The sequence below is a fragment of the Methanoregula sp. genome, from assembly GCF_028712425.1.
Taxonomy (GTDB): domain Archaea; phylum Halobacteriota; class Methanomicrobia; order Methanomicrobiales; family Methanospirillaceae; genus Methanoregula.
In genome coordinates this window covers 24,638-41,662 of sequence record NZ_JAQTQD010000017.1, presented here as the reverse complement: position 1 = coordinate 41,662, position 17,025 = coordinate 24,638, and the positions used below count along the sequence as shown (strand labels likewise).

At 56.4% G+C, this 17,025-nt stretch carries 19 protein-coding genes and 1 tRNA gene; 10 read left to right on the top strand and 10 right to left on the bottom strand.

Translation table 11 applies throughout. The features are described from left to right. Window positions 1-22 precede the first annotated feature (22 nt). The 4 genes from PHF39_RS09935 to PHF39_RS09920 all read right to left on the bottom strand — a co-directional run bounded on the left by PHF39_RS09935 (window position 23) and on the right by PHF39_RS09920 (window position 3,049). On the bottom strand, window positions 23-883 hold the full coding sequence (locus PHF39_RS09935) for a phosphoserine phosphatase (RefSeq protein ID WP_300223491.1): 861 nt from the start codon (window positions 881-883) through the stop codon (window positions 23-25). Window positions 884-1,309: 426 nt separating this feature from the next. Continuing rightward, window positions 1,310-1,561, bottom strand: a complete 252-nt coding sequence (locus tag PHF39_RS09930; RefSeq protein ID WP_300223489.1) for a hypothetical protein — start codon at window positions 1,559-1,561, stop codon at window positions 1,310-1,312. 125 nt (window positions 1,562-1,686) lie between these two features. Beyond that, window positions 1,687-2,856: a cell division protein FtsZ gene (ftsZ, locus tag PHF39_RS09925; RefSeq protein ID WP_300223487.1), complete on the bottom strand. Its 1,170-nt coding sequence runs from the start codon at window positions 2,854-2,856 to the stop codon at window positions 1,687-1,689. Between the two features lie 13 nt (window positions 2,857-2,869). Then, complete coding sequence (locus PHF39_RS09920; RefSeq protein WP_015285751.1) at window positions 2,870-3,049, bottom strand: type II toxin-antitoxin system ParD family antitoxin; 180 nt, start codon at window positions 3,047-3,049, stop codon at window positions 2,870-2,872. 223 nt (window positions 3,050-3,272) lie between these two features. On the opposite strand from PHF39_RS09920, the gene PHF39_RS09915 reads away from it, so the two are divergent. From PHF39_RS09915 to PHF39_RS09905, 3 genes are all read left to right on the top strand, one after another. Beyond that, complete coding sequence (locus tag PHF39_RS09915) at window positions 3,273-4,253, top strand: histidinol-phosphate transaminase (RefSeq protein WP_300223485.1); 981 nt, start codon at window positions 3,273-3,275, stop codon at window positions 4,251-4,253. Then, the gene (locus tag PHF39_RS09910) at window positions 4,241-4,843 is read left to right on the top strand and encodes an NTP transferase domain-containing protein (protein WP_300223483.1); all 603 of its coding nucleotides are present in this window, start codon (window positions 4,241-4,243) and stop codon (window positions 4,841-4,843) included. The genes PHF39_RS09915 and PHF39_RS09910 overlap by 13 nt, the downstream gene beginning before the upstream one ends. Before the next feature lie 123 nt (window positions 4,844-4,966). Next, window positions 4,967-6,205: a TIGR00300 family protein gene (locus PHF39_RS09905; RefSeq protein WP_300223481.1), complete on the top strand. Its 1,239-nt coding sequence runs from the start codon at window positions 4,967-4,969 to the stop codon at window positions 6,203-6,205. A 3-nt stretch (window positions 6,206-6,208) separates the two neighbouring features. Here the strand turns inward: PHF39_RS09905 and PHF39_RS09900 are convergent, their stop codons facing one another. Then, entirely contained in the window at window positions 6,209-7,195 is a 987-nt protein-coding gene (locus PHF39_RS09900) for an archaeosine biosynthesis radical SAM protein RaSEA (RefSeq protein WP_300223479.1), read from the bottom strand. 256 nt (window positions 7,196-7,451) lie between these two features. Here PHF39_RS09900 and PHF39_RS09895 point away from each other — a divergent pair, with 256 nt between their 5' ends. From PHF39_RS09895 to hypE, 5 genes are all read left to right on the top strand, one after another. After that, a complete protein-coding gene (locus PHF39_RS09895) occupies window positions 7,452-8,555 on the top strand; it encodes a hypothetical protein (RefSeq protein WP_300223477.1) in 1,104 nt (367 codons plus the stop codon). Window positions 8,556-8,645: 90 nt separating this feature from the next. Beyond that, window positions 8,646-8,730, top strand: a tRNA-Ser gene (locus PHF39_RS09890). 117 nt (window positions 8,731-8,847) lie between these two features. Then, window positions 8,848-9,072: a HypC/HybG/HupF family hydrogenase formation chaperone gene (locus PHF39_RS09885; RefSeq protein ID WP_300223475.1), complete on the top strand. Its 225-nt coding sequence runs from the start codon at window positions 8,848-8,850 to the stop codon at window positions 9,070-9,072. Further along, window positions 9,072-9,410: a hydrogenase maturation nickel metallochaperone HypA gene (locus PHF39_RS09880; protein WP_300223473.1), complete on the top strand. Its 339-nt coding sequence runs from the start codon at window positions 9,072-9,074 to the stop codon at window positions 9,408-9,410. The genes PHF39_RS09885 and PHF39_RS09880 overlap by 1 nt, the downstream gene beginning before the upstream one ends. A 4-nt stretch (window positions 9,411-9,414) precedes the next feature. Further along, window positions 9,415-10,410: a hydrogenase expression/formation protein HypE gene (gene hypE / locus PHF39_RS09875; protein WP_300223471.1), complete on the top strand. Its 996-nt coding sequence runs from the start codon at window positions 9,415-9,417 to the stop codon at window positions 10,408-10,410. A 63-nt stretch (window positions 10,411-10,473) separates the two neighbouring features. Here hypE and PHF39_RS09870 read toward each other — a convergent pair whose 3' ends face one another. From PHF39_RS09870 to PHF39_RS09850, 5 genes are all read right to left on the bottom strand, one after another. Beyond that, window positions 10,474-11,838, bottom strand: a complete 1,365-nt coding sequence (locus PHF39_RS09870; RefSeq protein ID WP_300223469.1) for a PAS domain-containing sensor histidine kinase — start codon at window positions 11,836-11,838, stop codon at window positions 10,474-10,476. 97 nt (window positions 11,839-11,935) lie between these two features. Then, window positions 11,936-12,502 carry a DUF447 domain-containing protein gene (locus PHF39_RS09865; RefSeq protein WP_300223467.1) on the bottom strand — a complete coding sequence of 189 codons (567 nt, stop codon included), beginning with the start codon at window positions 12,500-12,502 and terminating at the stop codon, window positions 11,936-11,938. Then, window positions 12,490-13,311, bottom strand: coding sequence for a triphosphoribosyl-dephospho-CoA synthase (locus PHF39_RS09860; protein ID WP_300223465.1), 822 nt, complete (start codon window positions 13,309-13,311; stop codon window positions 12,490-12,492). The genes PHF39_RS09865 and PHF39_RS09860 overlap by 13 nt, the downstream gene beginning before the upstream one ends. Continuing rightward, entirely contained in the window at window positions 13,283-14,422 is a 1,140-nt protein-coding gene (locus PHF39_RS09855) for a methanogenesis marker 9 domain-containing protein (protein WP_300223463.1), read from the bottom strand. Before PHF39_RS09855 ends, PHF39_RS09860 begins: the two co-directional genes overlap by 29 nt. A 277-nt stretch (window positions 14,423-14,699) precedes the next feature. Next, a complete protein-coding gene (locus tag PHF39_RS09850) occupies window positions 14,700-15,152 on the bottom strand; it encodes a Holliday junction resolvase (RefSeq protein ID WP_300223461.1) in 453 nt (150 codons plus the stop codon). 233 nt (window positions 15,153-15,385) lie between these two features. On the opposite strand from PHF39_RS09850, the gene cfbA reads away from it, so the two are divergent. Next, on the top strand, window positions 15,386-15,784 hold the full coding sequence (gene cfbA / locus PHF39_RS09845; RefSeq protein WP_300223459.1) for a sirohydrochlorin nickelochelatase: 399 nt from the start codon (window positions 15,386-15,388) through the stop codon (window positions 15,782-15,784). 11 nt (window positions 15,785-15,795) lie between these two features. Beyond that, on the top strand, window positions 15,796-17,016 hold the full coding sequence (gene cfbE, locus PHF39_RS09840; RefSeq protein WP_300223457.1) for a coenzyme F430 synthase: 1,221 nt from the start codon (window positions 15,796-15,798) through the stop codon (window positions 17,014-17,016). Window positions 17,017-17,025 lie beyond the last annotated feature (9 nt).

The window sequence follows — 17,025 nt, the reverse complement described above, 5'->3', positions numbered from 1 at the left end:
AAACAAAAAAAGGGTGAAGAGATCAGATGAGTTTTGAGCGCTGGAGGAGCAGGATATCGTCTGTGGTGAGTTTCTCGCCGGCGCGGAAATTCTTGAACAGGCTCTCTGCCTCTTTTCGGACAGCCTTCTGTTCCTTGGTGACCTTGACTTTCTTGGTCTTCTTGCGCAGGCCGGAGATGACCTTGTCGTAATCGCGGAGCTCTTTCTGGCAGGCAATGAAGAACTTGTGCTCGGAATCTGCGGACTCCTGCGCCTCGACAAAGCTCTTGTGGGCGGCGTCGGCAGCTTCCCGGGACTTGTCTGCCTTGCGGTAGGACTCGACCATCAGGTCGTGGTGCTTCTGGGCAAGCTCGGCGACTTCAGTCACTTTCGCGTGCAGGTCGGATGCCTGCTTGCGGAAATCACGGGCCTCGGTGATCTTGGTCCGCATCTCCTTGTTCTGCTCAAGCTCGGCTTCCTGCTCACGGACCTGGCCTTTCATATGCTTGATCTTCTCGATCAGCTCGCGTTCCTTGTCGGTGGTGAAGACCTCGGTCTGCTGGCGGTACTCCATGTACTCGATCTGCTTCTGGAGTTCCTTGACGCCGCGGTTCTTCTGGGTGCCATGCTCCTTCTTGAAGGACTCAATGTCCTCGAACAGGACATTGGCCTTGTCGTTGAGCTCGTTTCTCTGGGCCTTGATGTCAAGGACTTCCTGGTTGTACTTGTCCCGGAGGTCCTTGTTCTTCTGCGCCTCTTCGACAAACTCGCGGGTCTGGTTATTTAACGTGTTCCGCTCGCGGGCGAACTTGCTGGCATTCGCGTTCAGCTCGTTCCGGCGGTTCTTGTGTTCTTCAGACTCAGCAAGGGTTTTCTTTCTCTTTTCCATCAGGTCATTCAACATGCGTTACCAACTCCTCATTTTAATTATCCCTTCACGGGAGGCGCACACCCGCTCGTATGAGGTTTCCGGAATCACGAAAGCCGTAATGTTCCGGGTGCCGGACAGGCCAGCGAAAACACTCTGCATACAGGATGCAGGGAAAAAAACATCAGAAAAGATACTTAGCGCAGAATTCAGGGAAGACTTCGCTTCGAAGTCTTTGTTCGACACTCTGTTCATGATGTTCAACTCCCGATACCGGGGCGAACCGCTCGTGCGGAATCTCGCCCCCATCCTCCCAGCGAAGGATTGGTCGAATGTACTATATCTTAAAGGAAGAGTGTGCTATTAAGTGTTTCGCCGTGATTCCGGCTGAAAACAGGCACTGTTAAACAGGTGATGTATATCAGTGGTCTCCCAATGGGCGCACTGCAGAGCAGGGATCTTTTATTCCCGGGGCACATCTCCTGCCGGTACTTTGCCGTTCAGGATGAATACTGCGCGCTGTTCCGGGGTCATGGCCGGCAGTGCCTTTGACTGGATCTTCTTCACGTGCTCATGAAGGGCTTCGCGGAGCGCCGTGCGTACCGGAATCCCCCGTGTCCGGAGGAATTCGAGGTCGCTTTCAAAGAGTTTTGCGCTCTGCAGGTTCACTTCCCTGACCGGGTTCTCGTTTGTGATATAGCGGCGTGATGCCATGGCGACGATCTCCTCAGTTTTTGATAAAATGACAAAAAGGGTGTTGGTAGTTGAGGGACCAACGGGTCTGGATTATGGATCTTCGGATTAGGCTGGAATGGTGATTGATTCAGGTTGTGCGTGGTTTAACCGACCCATTCAAGGACGCCGCCACCGCTGGGCTGGTCCCTGCTGCTGGTCCTGCGCTGGACGGGCATCTCGACTGCCCGGGGATTGGAGCGCTTGTTGTCGAATTCCTGGACTACAGTCTTGTAGGACTGGCGGGTGCCGAGGATCTGTGCGCTCTTGACACCGGTCATGATGGCGAGGACACGGATCTTGCCTTCCATGTCGGGCCGGACGCGGGCACCCCAGATGACATCCGCGTGGGGGTCGAGCTCGTAGGTGAGCGAGGTTGCGACTTCTTCTGCATCCTGCAGGGTCAGGTCGGTGCCGCCGGTGATGTGGATCAGGCTTCCGGTTGCGCCACGGTAGTCGATGTCGAGCATCGGGTTGGAGAGGCACTCGCGGACAACGCTCTCTGCCTTGTTCTGCTGCTTGCTCTCGCCAACGAGCATGACGGCAACGCCGCCCTTGGACATGATGGCGCGGACATCGGCGTAGTCGATGTTGATGAGCGACGGCTCGGTAATGGTCTCGGAGATCCCCTTGACGGTCTCGCCGATGAGCTGGTCCATGACGGAGAATGCCTGCCCGAGCGGGAGGTTCGGGACGAAGTTCTTGAGCCGGTTGTTGTCGAGAACGATGACCGAGTCTGCTGCGGCTGCGAATGCCTCAAGACCCTCTTCTGCACGGATCAGGCGTGCCTTCTCGACCTGGAACGGGTAGCTGACCATCCCGACGACAATTGCGCCCTGTTCTTTTGCGATCTGTGCAACAACGGGTGCGGAGCCGGTACCGGTACCTCCTCCCATACCTGCTGTGATGAAGACGAGGTCAGCGGATTCGAGGATTGCTTCAAGTGTCGGGCGGGCCATCTCGGCTGCTCTCTTACCAACATCGGGATAACCGCCGGCGCCGAGACCCTTTGTCAGGGACTTGCCGATCAGGATGCGTTTGTCCGCCTGGATCATGTCCAGGTGCTGCTTGTCGGTGTTGATGGCGATGGTCTCTGCACCGGAAACGCCCATGTGGTGGATACGGTTCACGGTGTTGTTTCCTGCACCACCGCAGCCGATGATAACGATCCTCGGCTGGCCGACAAAGTCATCTTCCATTGCATTTGCGCTGCCGGGCTTGTTCATCTCTTTTTCCAGCTCGGCATTTTTTAGTGCGTCGTTGATTATACTCTGCATTTCTACTACCCTCTCAAACCTTGAATGAAACCTGGTCACTTTCCTTAAGGACACGACTTGCTCGTTTCTCAACAAGTTCACGGACGGCTGCCCGGACCGCTTCCGATACATTCGGGTATTCCCCCGAATCCACCATCTGCTGGAGCAGGTTGATCTGCTGTTCTGGCAACCGGAGCGTGATTCTTTGCATCATTGTATCTCACATTTCTGACATATGTCTGGCAATTGTCGTTCATATGTCAGACAAAGAGAACCCTTGTGTCTGACTTAACCAGATGAATCAAAATAACACGCATACCTATAAATACTTTTTTCTTTTGCGGCAAAGCCGGCTTCACAATGCATTTATGACAGAATAGCCTAGTATTTGAGAAAAGGGGCGGAATTCTTTGGTTGTTGACTTTCCGGAACGGGCCGTGCACGGTGGATTGGGAAAGCGGCAGCTGGAAAAAACCCGCAAATCAGTGCTGGATTTCAGCGCGAGCGTCAACCCGTTCGTTCCGCAGTTCGCGTGGCACCTGGATCCCGAGTGCCTGAAATATTACCCGGATGACTCGTTCAGTGCGCTCAAGGAAAGAATAGGGCAGGTCTTCCACCGGGATCCTGAGGAGATCTGCGTGGGGAACGGATCCATCGAGCTGATCCGGGCATTCTGTGCAGTACTTTACCGCAATCCTGCAACAAACCGCACCTTCTTTGCAGGATCCCCGACATTTGGTGAATACGAGCTCTCCGCCGCCCTTGCCGGGGCATCCCGTATCACAGATCCCCGTAGCGCTTCCGTGCAGTTCCTCTGCAATCCCAATAATCCCACGGGTCAGCTGGTATCAAAGGATGAAGTCAGGGCAAAACTCTCTGCTGCTAAAGATTCCGGCTCCATCCTTTTCTGTGATGAGGCATTCATCGAGCTCTCCGATCCGCAGCAGAGCGTAGCCGATGTCCGTGATCCCTCTCTTTTTGTCCTGCGCTCGATCACCAAGTGCTTTGCCGTCCCGGGTATCCGGTTCGGGTACGGTTTCGGCGATCCGGATCTCATCCGGAAGATCGAGACAGCCCGGTCACCCTGGTGCGTCAATGCCTATGCTGAGGCCTATGCCATGGAAGCGCTCCTTCACCTTGATGACCTGGCTGCGTCCAGGGCAGCTATAGAAAAGGAGCGGGCATTCCTGGTTTCGGAGCTGGAGGCGCTCGGCATGAAGTGCACCCCCTCCCGCGCAAACTTTATCCTGTTCGATTGCGGACGGAATGTATCTCCGCTCTGCGAGACGCTTGCGGCCCGTGGTGTTCTTGTGCGTGACTGTACGTCGTTTGGCCTGCCAACCTGCATACGGATAGCGGTCATGTCCCGTGAAGAAAACCAGGCCCTCATCGAGGCATTTGCAGCATGCGTGCACTGATCATGGCCGGGGGCTCCGGCAGCCGGCTCAACAGCGGGGAAAAACCCCTTGCCCTCATCTGTGACAGGCCCATGATCGCGTATGTCATCAGCGCTTTTTATAAAGCCGGGTGCGAACCGGTTGTTGCCGGTTCCCCAAAGACTCCCATGACCGCAAACTGGTGCCGTGCCAATGGCATCTCCTTCTGCCGGACGGATGGCGTTGGCTATGTGGGCGATATGGTCCAGGCGGTACGCTCGCTCGAAGAGGACGGTCCACTTTTCGTATCGGTTGCGGATATCCCCTGTATTACAGAAGTGCTGGTGGCATCTATACGCGATGCCTATGGTGCGGCTAAAAAGGATGCCCTCTCCACCTGGGTTCCCGCTGCAGCAGTGACCAGCTGCCGTGAGAGTATGCCCTACCGTGAACGGATCGGTGAGGTCGATGCATGCCCGGCCGGTATCAACATCATCCGCGGGGACCTGGCCGGTGACGAGCAGGACGAGTTCCGTCTTCTCCTCAACGAGCCCAGCCTGGCCCTGAATATCAACACCAAAAGAGACCGTGAGCGGGCCGAGGCTTTCCTCCGTGAGAAACACGCATCCTGACCGGGCCTGCTCCCGGCGGGCAATCCGAATTCTTCTCAAATTGCGGTGATCAAAACAAAATACGGGTAGATCGGGTTTATTCAGGAATGCATATTAAGGATCATCGCTCTAATTCTCAGTATTATGGTCGAGACGCAGGAGATCGAGCTCCGAGGCCACATCATCGATTCCGGCATCATGATGCAGCTCATGGACCGGGTCATGGATCTGGGTGGCAACTTCGAGATCCTTGTCTTTGAGGTGGGGAAGAAGAAGACCGACACGAGCTATGCCCGGCTGCGCATCTCGGCTTCGGGTAAAGAGAAGCTCAGGGCGATCCTGTCAGAAGTCCACCGGCTCGGCGCCCGCCCGGTCGAGGTCATGGATGTCCACCTGGTTCCGGCTGAAGCCGATCATGTGGTGCCCAAGGGATTCTATACCACCTCGAACCACCCGACCCAGGTTAAGTACAACGGCGAATGGATTCCTGTCGAAGCAATCGAGATGGACTTCCTCATCGTTGTCGATCCTGTCAGGAAGACCGCAAAGGCAGAGGCCCTGGGCAAGATCCGGAAGGGCAACCTTGTCGTTGTCGGTGAGCAGGGCGTCAGCGTCACCTACCCCGAGCGTCCCCGCGAGCAGAGCACGTTTGAGTTTATGCACGGGACGGTCTCTTCAGAACGCCCCAGCGAGACCCTGATCGCCCTGATCGCAAAAGAGATGCTCGAGGTCCGGAAAAAAGGCGGGAAGATCGCGGTTGTCGGGGGCCCGGCAATCGTCCACACCGGTGCGGCAAAGGCCCTTGCCTCCATGATCCGCAGCGGGTACGTGAACGTGCTCTTTGCCGGTAATGCCCTTGCGACCCACGACATCGAGAACTGCCTGTACGGGACTTCCCTTGGGATGGATATCACCACCGGCAAGCCCGTGATGGGCGGCCACAAACACCACCTCTATGCCATCAGCGAGATCATGCGGGCCGGGTCAATAAGAAAAGCCGTTGAGAAGGGCGTTATCAAAAGCGGGATCATGTACGAGTGCATCAAAAACAACGTCCCCTATGTCCTTGCCGGTTCTATCCGGGATGACGGCCCGCTCCCGGACGTGATCCAGGACGTGATGGCAGCACAGGACGCCATGCGCAAGCAGATTGAAGGGTGCAGCATGGTCCTGATGGTGGCAACGCTCCTGCACTCCATCGCGGTGGGCAACTGCCTCCCGTCCAGTGTCAAGACCATCTGCGTAGATATCAATCCCGCCCATGTCACAAAACTGATGGACCGGGGTACAACGCAGGCCATCGGCATTGTCTCCGATGCCGGGACCATCCTCCCGCTCCTTGCGCAGCAGCTGGAAATCCAGGGCCGGTCGCAGAAAAAATAACCGCTACCGGGTCAGCGGCATGCAGTACGGCTTCTCATTTTCGAGAACGTACTGCCACTCGTTTTTACACGCGCATTCCGTTTCCAGAAGGGCGGCAACAAGTTCACGGTCGGCGTTCAGGGAATAGTCGCGTATGCCGCGGACGAGCTCGTAGTCGCACTTCCCGCAGTTGTGCGGGCCGCGTTTCTGCCCGCCCCCGAGAGGATCGCAAGTCATGTGCACGGGTGCATTGTTCAGCAGGGTAAGAACACTCCAGAGGTAGGGAGGACGGTACGCCCCGCGTTTCCAGTAATACTCCAGTTCAGTGTTCCGCTGGACTGTGCAGGGATTCATGGATACGAGATCGGCATAAGGAAGGATATCCCGGATGGTCGTTTCCATGTCCTTTACTGCTTCCGCTTCCGTCAGGAAGAGCGGTTTGAAGAGAAGGTATGCCTTGATACCGGCACCGGCTGAACGTGCCACTGAAACGGAGTTCGTAAAGCCAGAGAAGGAAAAGCCCTTGTTGATACATTTTTCCCGGATGAAATCATTGCTCGTCTCAAGACCAATGGCACAATAGAGCGGCGTCTTCCAGCTCCCGTCATCTATCCCTTCGATGAATGGGACCAGCGTTTCCCGGTTGATATATTCAGGGCGTGTCTCTGCTATGAGCAGTTTTCCCCGGAATGCGGATGCCACATCAGCGAGGAATGCCGGGGGAACCTCAGCGGGATCGAAAAAGCTGCCGGATGTGAAGATCTTCACCATCCGGTACTCTTCCGGCTTGTTCTCCCGGATTACCCATGCCAGCTGGGCACGGAGGCGGGAGAGCAGCTCGGCGCAGTCGGTTTTCCCGTATCGCTCGTGCCGGTAACTGCACATGCGGCACTTCGACCAGCTGCAGCCCCCGCTTTTGAAGATAATAGTGAGGCAGTCCAGTTCTTCACTGCCGAATCTTTCCTTCCCCCGCCATGAAGCGAGGGGTTTTTCCGGCGCTTCCGTAATCATTTCCAGCGTAAGTATTGGTCTGGCAGGATGAAATACGCTCTGCTGGGACCAACAATTGTCTGTCCCCTGTTATGGAAAGAACGGGAAAGACTTTACCCATGGGAGATGCGGCGATCTGTTGTATGCCGTTCATCGGAGGGATCCTGTACTAACAGAATGCTATTATAGCCGGGAAACTTACCATTGATCCAATCACGCCCCCGGAAATACGTTTTCGCACGGGAAATGGAAATCCGGGGTCTGCGGAGAGTAGTGAATGAAAACGGCTGTGTTGCTGTTCCTGGGACTTCTGCTGCTGTCAGCCCCGGTGCTGGCGTACCAGATCAACATTGAAGCACCGGATTCGGTTGCGGTGGGAAAACCCCTTGTCGTGACCGGGACGACAACGTTCGGGACCGGGACTCCCATTGATGTTGTCCTCTATTACCAGCTGACAACGACCACCGAAATCCAGCGCAAGATCGCCTATGTCCTTTCCGACAAGAGTTTCCGGACGGTGTTTGACACCACCGGACTGAAGACCGGATCCTACAAGGTTGAGGTACCGTCAACGGCAAACAGCGACGATGTCACCATGCGCATGGTCAGCATCTATGACCGGTCAGCAGACATCCATCTCGACAATCCTGTAACCCAGGAATTCACCGGCAAGATCTACCTTTCCGGTGATATCCGCGGACTGGAGAATGCCGGTATCCAGGTTGAGGTCATCGATCCCTCAGGTGCCGTAGTGTTCGGGCCGCAGTACATCCATACCGACGGCAAAGCCCATTTCGCGTTCGAGGTGACGGTCCCCGCACCGGGTTCCTATGAAGTGAGTTTCACGGACGCGCGCGGGTATGTCGGCTCGCGCACGATCACGACCATGACGTCCGGAAGCGGCGTCATCGCCACGCCAGTACAGACCGCTGTAACCGCGGGAGGCTCCTCCGGGATTGTATCCGCAGCGGCCCGGTCCTCCCGGGGATCCCCGGCCTATTTCATTGTCCAGGCCGGAAGCGGCCCCGTCACCCTGTATACTTCGAAGACTCTTGACTGGGTTGTCGAATACAGTGATGATTCCGGGATCCTCTACACGGTGAACGAGCAGGGAGACCAGAACCCGGAACGCGTTGAGATCCTCGGGAACGGTCAGACCTTGTATTTCAAGATCTACCCGTACCAGTACTCAGTAACGGGTGACGTTACCCTCTATGGCGAGAACATTGGATCGATTGAAGCGAGCCGAATGACCCCCGCACCGTTCCGGTCATCCGGGGACATGTCAGCCTCGGAGACGCAGCGGGCGGCCCTCTTACCGCTGCTCGGGGCAGCAGCGCTTGCAGCGGTCGTCCTCGTCCGGAACCGCCCCCGCGACTAATCGTATGGCGCCCGGAAAAATCCCGGATTGCCCTATCCCTGCCATTTAAAGAAGCCTTTTTTATATCCCGGAACCAACATATGGAGCACTGCCGGGGTAGTCTAGTCCGGGAAGGCGGTAGCCTTGAAAGCTACTGGTGCCCTGCACCTCAAGAGTTCAAATCTCTTCCCCGGCGCTTTCTGTTTTCCCCATGCGGCGATTTCCAGTTCTTCAGGTCCGGTCATTCCCGTTTCAGTGTTTTTATGTAATGGTAACTCCCACATTAACACTCAGGTACCAGAGAGGATCATCGATGTGTGTTGCAATTCCCGCGGAAGTCCTTGAGATCAGGGATGGAAATATCGGTCTTGTCGATTATGGCGATCTCAAACAGGAAGTGCGACTCGACCTCGTTGACGTCAAGGTCGGTGAGTTCGTTCTCGTCCATGTCGGATTTGCCATCCAGCGCCTCTCCCGCGAGGAGGGACTCGAGACCCGGGCGCTCTTCAAGGACGTCTTTTCCGCAATGGAGAACTGATGCACGAGTATTCCATCGCCTATGACCTGTATGCCACGGCCCGCACCGCAGCAATCGGGCACAAGGCGACAAAGGTCATGAAGATCCATGTCGAGGTCGGCAAAATGGCGATGGTAAACCCGGAGCAGGTTGTCTATCTGTTTGATACTATCAAGGAGGACGATCCCCTGTTCCATGAGGCGGTGCTTGACTGTAAGGAGGTCAAGCCGCAGACCCGGTGCCCGTGCGGGTACGAGGGCAGCGAAGTGTATGTCTGCCCGAAATGCGGGGCGCTGCCCGAGCTCGTGAAAGGACGGGAGATTGTTGTGACAAACATCGAGATCGACGCAGAGGACTAACAGTATGAAAGTCAACATGATGCACGGAGCCGGTGGCGAAGTGATGGGCGAGCTTTTGCAGACCCTCACGAAATTCAAACATAACAATGCCGGCGGGATCGGTCTTGAGGCACTCGATGACGGGGCCGTTATCCCGTTTGCCGGGGAGAATTTAGTCTTCACCACGGACTCGCACGTTGTCCGCCCTATCTTTTTCCCGGGCGGAGACATCGGCAGGATCTCTGTATGCGGGACCGTCAACGACCTTGCCATGATGGGCGCCCGGCCCATAGCACTCTCCTGCGGCATGATCATCGAGGAAGGATTCGACACAAAAGACCTGGAGCGGATCGTTTCCTCCATGGACGAGGCTCTCGGCGAAACCGGGGCAAGCATCGTCACGGGTGATACAAAGGTCCTGGAACGCGGGGCATTGGACGGCATTGCCATCAACACGGCCGGCATCGGCATTGCAAAGAAGGTTGTGCGGGACAACGGCCTCCAGCCCGGGGATGTTATTATCGTCTCCGGCACACTGGGCGACCACGGACTTGCCATCATGGCACACCGGGAGGGTTTTGATCTCGGCGAGCAGATCCACTCGGACGTTGCTCCGCTCTCGACAATGATCGCGAAGGTCATGGAGGCCGGCACCATCCATGCCATGAAGGACCCGACCCGCGGCGGTTTTGCCAGCGCCATCAACGAGATGGCAAAGAAGGCCGGTGTCTGTGTCCGGATCCGCGAGGAGCAGGTCCCGATACGAAAAAACGTGAAGAGTGCAGCAGCCATGCTCGGCATCGACCCGCTTGAAGTTGCCAACGAGGGCAAGGTCGTGATGGGCGTGCCGGCCGGGGATGCGGATGCGATCCTTGCAGCGCTCCGGTCACACAAGTACGGGAAGGATGCGACAATTATCGGTACCGTCACCCCGGGCGCTCACGTGATCATGGAAACAGCAATCGGCGGAGAACGTTTCATTGAACCGCCGATGGGCGACCCGGTCCCCCGGGTCTGCTGAAAACGACAACTCCCTCTTTTTTAAGCAGGTCAGGCAGGGGCGGATCCCTGGAACGCCAACAGGCTATCTCTTCGGAGATGTCCCGTTGCCATGGTCCGCGATTGAACGGAAATGCTCCCGTGGTACGCGGATGACAAACCGTGCCCCCTTGCCCGGTGTCCCGTTCTCGGTGATGACAAGGTTTGTAATCGCTAATATCTCCCGTGACAAAAAGAGGCCGAAACCGGTGTTCTTGAAGAACTCGCGGCGGAAGATCTTCTCCTTGTTATCCTCTCGGATCCCGACTCCATTGTCCTCGACAATGATATCAAGGGAGTCTGCCCGCTCGATCGTCCGCACCGCGATCTCAGTCACGTGGTCGCCATGACGGATTGAGTTCTCGATCAGGTTGTAGAACACTTTCTCAAGCAGCGGGTCCGCGTAGATCTCGACCGGGGGGATATTGACATTGACGAAGATCGCACGGGGGTCAATGCTCGCGGTGGCAAGCGTGACCGTCTCTCCAACATTATGCCAGAGCGGGGAGTGAACACCGATGTTCTGGTAGTCACGGGTGAAGAGGATCTGGTTCCGGATCGCGGTTGCTGCCTGCAGTTCGCGCTCGATGAATTTTTCCAGTGCCGGGTCCCTGTTGTCTGCTTTGGTAATCTCCAGGAACCCGAGGAGTGCAGTCAGCTGGTTGAGGATATCATGCCGGGTGACGTTGTTCAGAAGGTTCAGCTTCTTGTTTGCCTGCGTCAGGGCTTCCTGCGCCAGCTTGTTGTCGGTAATGTCGACAACGGTACAGATAACCCCGGGGTCGCCGGTTTCGGCTGCCGAGACAAGCGCCCACCGCATACTGCCGTCCCAGGCCCGGAACTTTACTTCGATGTCACCAACCCGCCTGAGGTCACGGACCTTTGTGATGAAATTCTCCCGCTCTTCTTTGTCGGGAATAAGGTCGGGCAGTGATTTGGTCATCAGGTCATCGCAGTCGTACCGGATCATGTTGGCGAACTTCCGGTTCGCGTCACGGATCCGGAACGACCGCTTGTCATAGCTGAAGACGCCTGCCTGCGAGTTATAATACACACCACAGCTCTTCTCGCCCTCCTTCCGGTACACCTGGGAATAGGTTGAGATGAGGACGCCGAGCGAGACGAAGATATAGAACCAGACTGTTGCAAGGGTATAGAGCTTGAGATCGGGAAGGCCAAGGGTAAAAATCAGGGCAACGTAGATCCAGCCGACCGCAACGGTACCGTAGATGGCAAGGCCCGGCCGCGCAAACGCGATCAGGATGATGGGGATGAGGTAGAAGTACGGGAAGACATCATAGATCCCGTGCGTGATAGAGAAGAACGTGATGACCATTGCGGCAAGGATGCTGGAGACGATGCTGACGTCAAAGAGCATCTGCTTTTTCCGGGTGAATGGCCGCATTGTCATAGGATCCCTCCTAAAAACACCCCGTTACGGGCCGGATACTAATGAGAAGTGGTGATACAAGATATATAATGATTCTCCGGAAAACGCCAAAATGGGACTATTCAGGGCTGTTTTCGATAAATCCGCGTAATACATCGAGTGCAGCGAGCTCGCGCTTCCCGCCGCACTTCCGGATTATCCCGGTGTGGTAATCGATGAGTACCTTTAGTTCCGGGTCCCGGTTTTTAACATATCTCGTTGCATGCACGGTCGCGTCGATGATGCTGCCAAACCCCCGGTTGACGGGGTGGATTACTGCGTTCTCGATGATCTCGCGCTGCAGCGTGAGCGAGACGATGAGCGCTTCGGAGGTTGTCCGGTCGATTGTAGTCGTGAAAGCCGCCCAGGCATCCGCACTGGCAAGGCGCTGCATGGTCATGCCAAAAACCGGCTCGCTGACAAACGCGTCTTTGTGGAGATCCCCAAATGCCGTCTGCACGTATAGCACCGGATCGTGGGTGAAATTGGCGACCAGCCACCCATCTTTCTTAATATTCTCCGCGGTATGGCTGCCGGCAAAGAGTATCATGGTGGCCTTCCCGTCGCGGTACTGGATCCCCATCGGTGCGGCATTGAAGCCGGTTGTTGCAATGACCTCGTTGATCCCGCCTTTCAGGAGTCCCACGACCACCCCTCCCCCAGTGCGAGATAGATCGCTGCGATGGTGATGTCTGCAATGGAACCGGGGTTGATGTCCCGCCGGATGCATTCTTCATCAAGGTCCTCGATGGTTCGTTTCCCGTCCAGCACATCGCGGGCAGCCAACATCGTCTCCCTCGCAACATCCATACCGTGCTTCTTGGCAATGAACGTGTCCGGTTCTGTTGCAAGCAGGGTGAGGAATGTCCGGACAATGGAGTCGCGTCCCGGCCCGTTCTCCTTCAGCAGATCAGCACCCCTGCGGCTGAGCGGGAAACCCGTCACCCATTCCCGCGCAACCATGTCATTTGCCGCAGAGTGCTGCATGATGTCGAGGAGGTTCATGTCGCGCTCGCGGATCAGGGTGAGCGTGTGGGGATCGTTGACATCGAGATCATCGGTCGCGTTCATCTTCACTGCCGTCATGGCAAACGCCTTGTAGAATGCTACCGCATCCGAGGACTCTGTATTTGCGATCGCTTCCATCGCCCCTTCGATGGTTTTACCGTACACCAACGGTATGAGCAGGATGAATGCCCCAAAGTGCGTGTTTCCCCCGGCATGGCAGTTGGTGTCGCGGACCGCATGCTTGATGATCTCCCCCAGCCGGCCTTTCCCGAGTTCGGCCTCCTCAAGTGCCGGGCGGGCGAAGATGGTGGAGGCAAGGAAATGTTCGAGCCGGGTTTCCGGATAGTCATGGCAACGGTCAACGTTTCCCGGTTTCGGGAATGCCGTGACCTCCAGCATCATTGCCAGCTGGGCCCGTTCAACTGTACTTAACCGGAGGCACGTCATGGAACACCTGCGCCATTATGGTATCAGAGAGCTCGCGTTTCAGGCGCATATATTCTTTCTTTGGGATCCCGGCCTGCTTTAATGTCATGTCCCGGAACATGCAGGGTGAGGATGTCTTACAGCACCATGCAAGACTGCCAAAACAGGTCTGGCGGCCGGTGTCGAGCGGGGTACCTGAAACGCCACCCAGTTTCATTTTGACAAAGTCATCATGGGAGATGCCGGTTCGCGAGAGCATCGGTATGAGCGGGCATTCCTTGACCGGCATGCAGCAGAAGGCGAGCGACCGGATGTCGCCGCCCCGGCAGAGCTGCTTGGGGGCATTATACCACCCCTCTTCGTCAGCGTATCGCGTGATCGCGGCATCGAGCCCGGCAAGGGTCCGGTCGTCGGACTTCCGTGCCACAGAGACCATGTCGGCACCATGCGAGAGCATATCCTTCATCCGCTCGAACGTGGTGATGCCGTTGTTGGCAATGAGAAGGAGCGGGCAGGTGTTCCGGATCTGGCGGAGTTTTGCCGTGCCAAAGTCCATCAGGTCAATATGCAGGATATCGGCGCCGGCAGCCCAGAGCAGCTCCGCGAGAGCCCGGTCGTCTTCGGCAACACCGGCCCGGATCTTGACCGAAACCGTGACCCCCTCGTTCTTCAGCGCCCTGACTGCCGCGGCAAGTTTCCCCGTGTTCTTCAGGTAATATTCTCCGGAGCCCGCAGCGATCATTGCCGGCTGGCGGCAGTGAGCATCGATCTCGTACACAACGGCATCGCCAAGTGCCTGCGCCACGCGGGAGAATGAATCCGGCAAACTCCCGCGGAGGTTTATCCCCGGGATGACATCGCTCTTCTCCATTTTAGCCACCTGAACTTTCAGTTCAGCAATGGGATCCTCCGGGAGGAACTCCTTTCTTCCGTCTCCCTCAGCAACGACCTTTGCCGCCTCTATAGTGGGTTCATCGATGGAATAGCCGCCAATGAATCCAAGGCCGATATGGTCCCTGCGAGCGAGGAGATAATCGGCATCGACAATCCCGGCCATGGAAGCCACCGCAACCGGCGTCCTGACCACGCGGTCATTGATCAAAAGGCCGAAACGGTCGAATGCATCCATCATAGATTCATATTCGTTGAATATTCCGGAAGAAAGAAGTTTGGGTTAGTTGAGGGTCATAAGATCTGAAGGTCGGCTTCCGCCTCCCTTCAGGTTGTCGAGGTCTCTGACCTCTCCAATCCCGAAACTGGAGAATCGAACAAGTCATCAGACTTGCGAGAGAAGAAGACCATCTGGTCTTCGACCGAACCCGAAAGGGTTCTTCGACTTGTCGAACTCAGAAGAGGTGAGAGAAAATGAAAACTCCTGGGCGATCTTCAATCCATGCCCTGCTCTCTTCTCACATCTTCTCCAGCACGTACCCGTCCTTGCATTTCGCCAGCGCAATTCCGGCTCGTGCGTCCTCTATCGTGATCCCCTTATTTTCTTTGAAATGAGCGACAACAATCGCCCACGGGATCAGGAACGCCTCGCTCGGCTTTCCCGGGCCCTGCCGGAACTCGACCGCGAGAAAACCAATCCTCCCGGTCTTTGCGAGGAAATCCGAGATTGCATCGACCTGGTGAACATTTTTCTTATCAGAATGGAAGTGCTGCGAGAAGTAGAGTTTTTTGTCAATGATCGACTTGCACTCGATCGAGAGGTAGTAAGATGGGTTGAGCGAGTCAACCAGGACATCCACGTACTGGCTCGTGAACTTGTGCTGCTTGAGGCGGTACGCAAATCCCTGTATGTGGTTTGCCTTGAAAAACCGGTTCAGGCAGTGGACAATCTCCCGCTCGAAATCACTCATTTACTATCGGTGCGATGGCTGCGGAATAAAACCCTTGGGTGGGGAGGCCGAAAGTGAAAGCAGACGATAAGGTCTGTCTCCTCCCGCATGCCCAGTGCAAATAAGAAAGTTATTACGATTACAGGTAGATTTTCATACGTAGTATTTTCTTATGCTGATATTTTGGCATACGAAAACACGTCTATTCAGGCGAACGGGCACAGTCCGGGCCTGGATCCAGTGGAGATACCCCCATGAGCAAGAAGGGAATGTTACTTGTCGGGCATGGCAGCACGATGCCCTACAACCAGGAACTCGTTGAGAAGACCGCCGCCATGATCCAGGCGAAGAACAACGATTTCGTCGTCAAGTGTGGCTTCATGAACATGAACAAGCCGACCATCAAAGAGTCGATGGATGCATTCAAAAAAGAGCAGATCGACGCGCTGGTTGTCGTCCCCCTCTTCCTTGCAAAGGGCGTCCACATTGAGAAGGATATCCCCGGCGAGATTGGCCTGCCCGAAGGCGTCAAGAAGGGCGCGTACCAGCTGAACGGCAAGAGCATTCCGCTCGTGTATGCCGATCCCATTGGCAGCGATCCGCTGCTCGCTGACCTCATGGTCAAGAACGCGAACAAGGCCCTCACCCTCTGATCCTTTTTTGTATGAAGACCCTGGTGCTGGACGCGATTCACGGCGGGCGACCGATCGCCGCTGCGTTCGTCTCCCGCGGCGACCAGGTTGATCTTGTTGACGTGTACCGCGGGACCGGCCCGGTCAGCGTTGAAGAAGCCCGCACCAGGACATACGATCTCATCGTTGCTCCCGTGCACCTTGACCCGGATCACCCGCTGCTCAAAAGTGCCACCGCCCCTGTTATCTCCCACCATGAAGCGGTCCGGCAACTGCTGGGAAAGAACGTGCCTGAAATCATGGTGGAAATCACCGGTGCCCGGGGCAAGACCACGACCGCTCATGCCCTTGCCTCGGTCCTGCCAGGCCCCGGCATCCTGCACACCTCATCGGGGACGTTCCGGTATCCAGAAAAAGAATTCATCTCCCGCTCCAGCATCACGCCCGGCTCGGTAATGGAAGCAGTCCGGCTCGCCCGGGAGACCCGCGGCTGGCTGATTGCTGAAGAATCGCTCGGCCTCACAGGTGCCGGGACACTGGGAGTCATCACCTCTTCCGGGGATTACCGGTTCGCAGCCGGGAAAAAGTCGGCTCTTTTAGCAAAACTCGCATCCGCACGTTCCTGCCAAAACCTCCTGCTCGCGGAAGGGATCACGGACAATCCAAAGGATACTGTCGTGCACCTGGAAAACGCTGCGTCGTGCACCGGAACGGAATGCACAATCTCGCTGGGTACCGCAAACAGCCGGTTCACCAATCCCCTCATTGCCCTGCCGGCGTACCGGGACTCGCTTGCCCTTGCCGGTACCGCTGCGATGATGCTCGGGTTCGACCCGTTCCCTCTCTCCAGGTTCACAGCGCTCACCGGCCGGATGGAAGTCCGGCAAGAGGGGGGCATTCTTGTTGTGGACAATGCCAACAGCGGGACAAACCTCAGTACGACAATCGACGCAGCGCAATACGCCCGGAATGTTTCCGGAAGTGACGCCATCACGCTCGTCATCGGCCAGCAGGAAGGCGACGGGGCTGTCTGCGAAGGGTTTGCCTTTGACCAGATGCTTGCAGCGATTGAGGCAATCCGGCCGGCCGTTCTTGTCTGGGTGGGCCGGTTCCCGGAGCCCGGCACGCCGGAACACACCGCCCTTACCTCCAATATCTCTTCCCGCGTAGCAACATTAGAAGAAGGATATACCCAAGCACAGCAAAAAACGGTACAGGGATCGATAGTCCTTGCCGTCAAGACCTGGAGATGAACAGCGCCC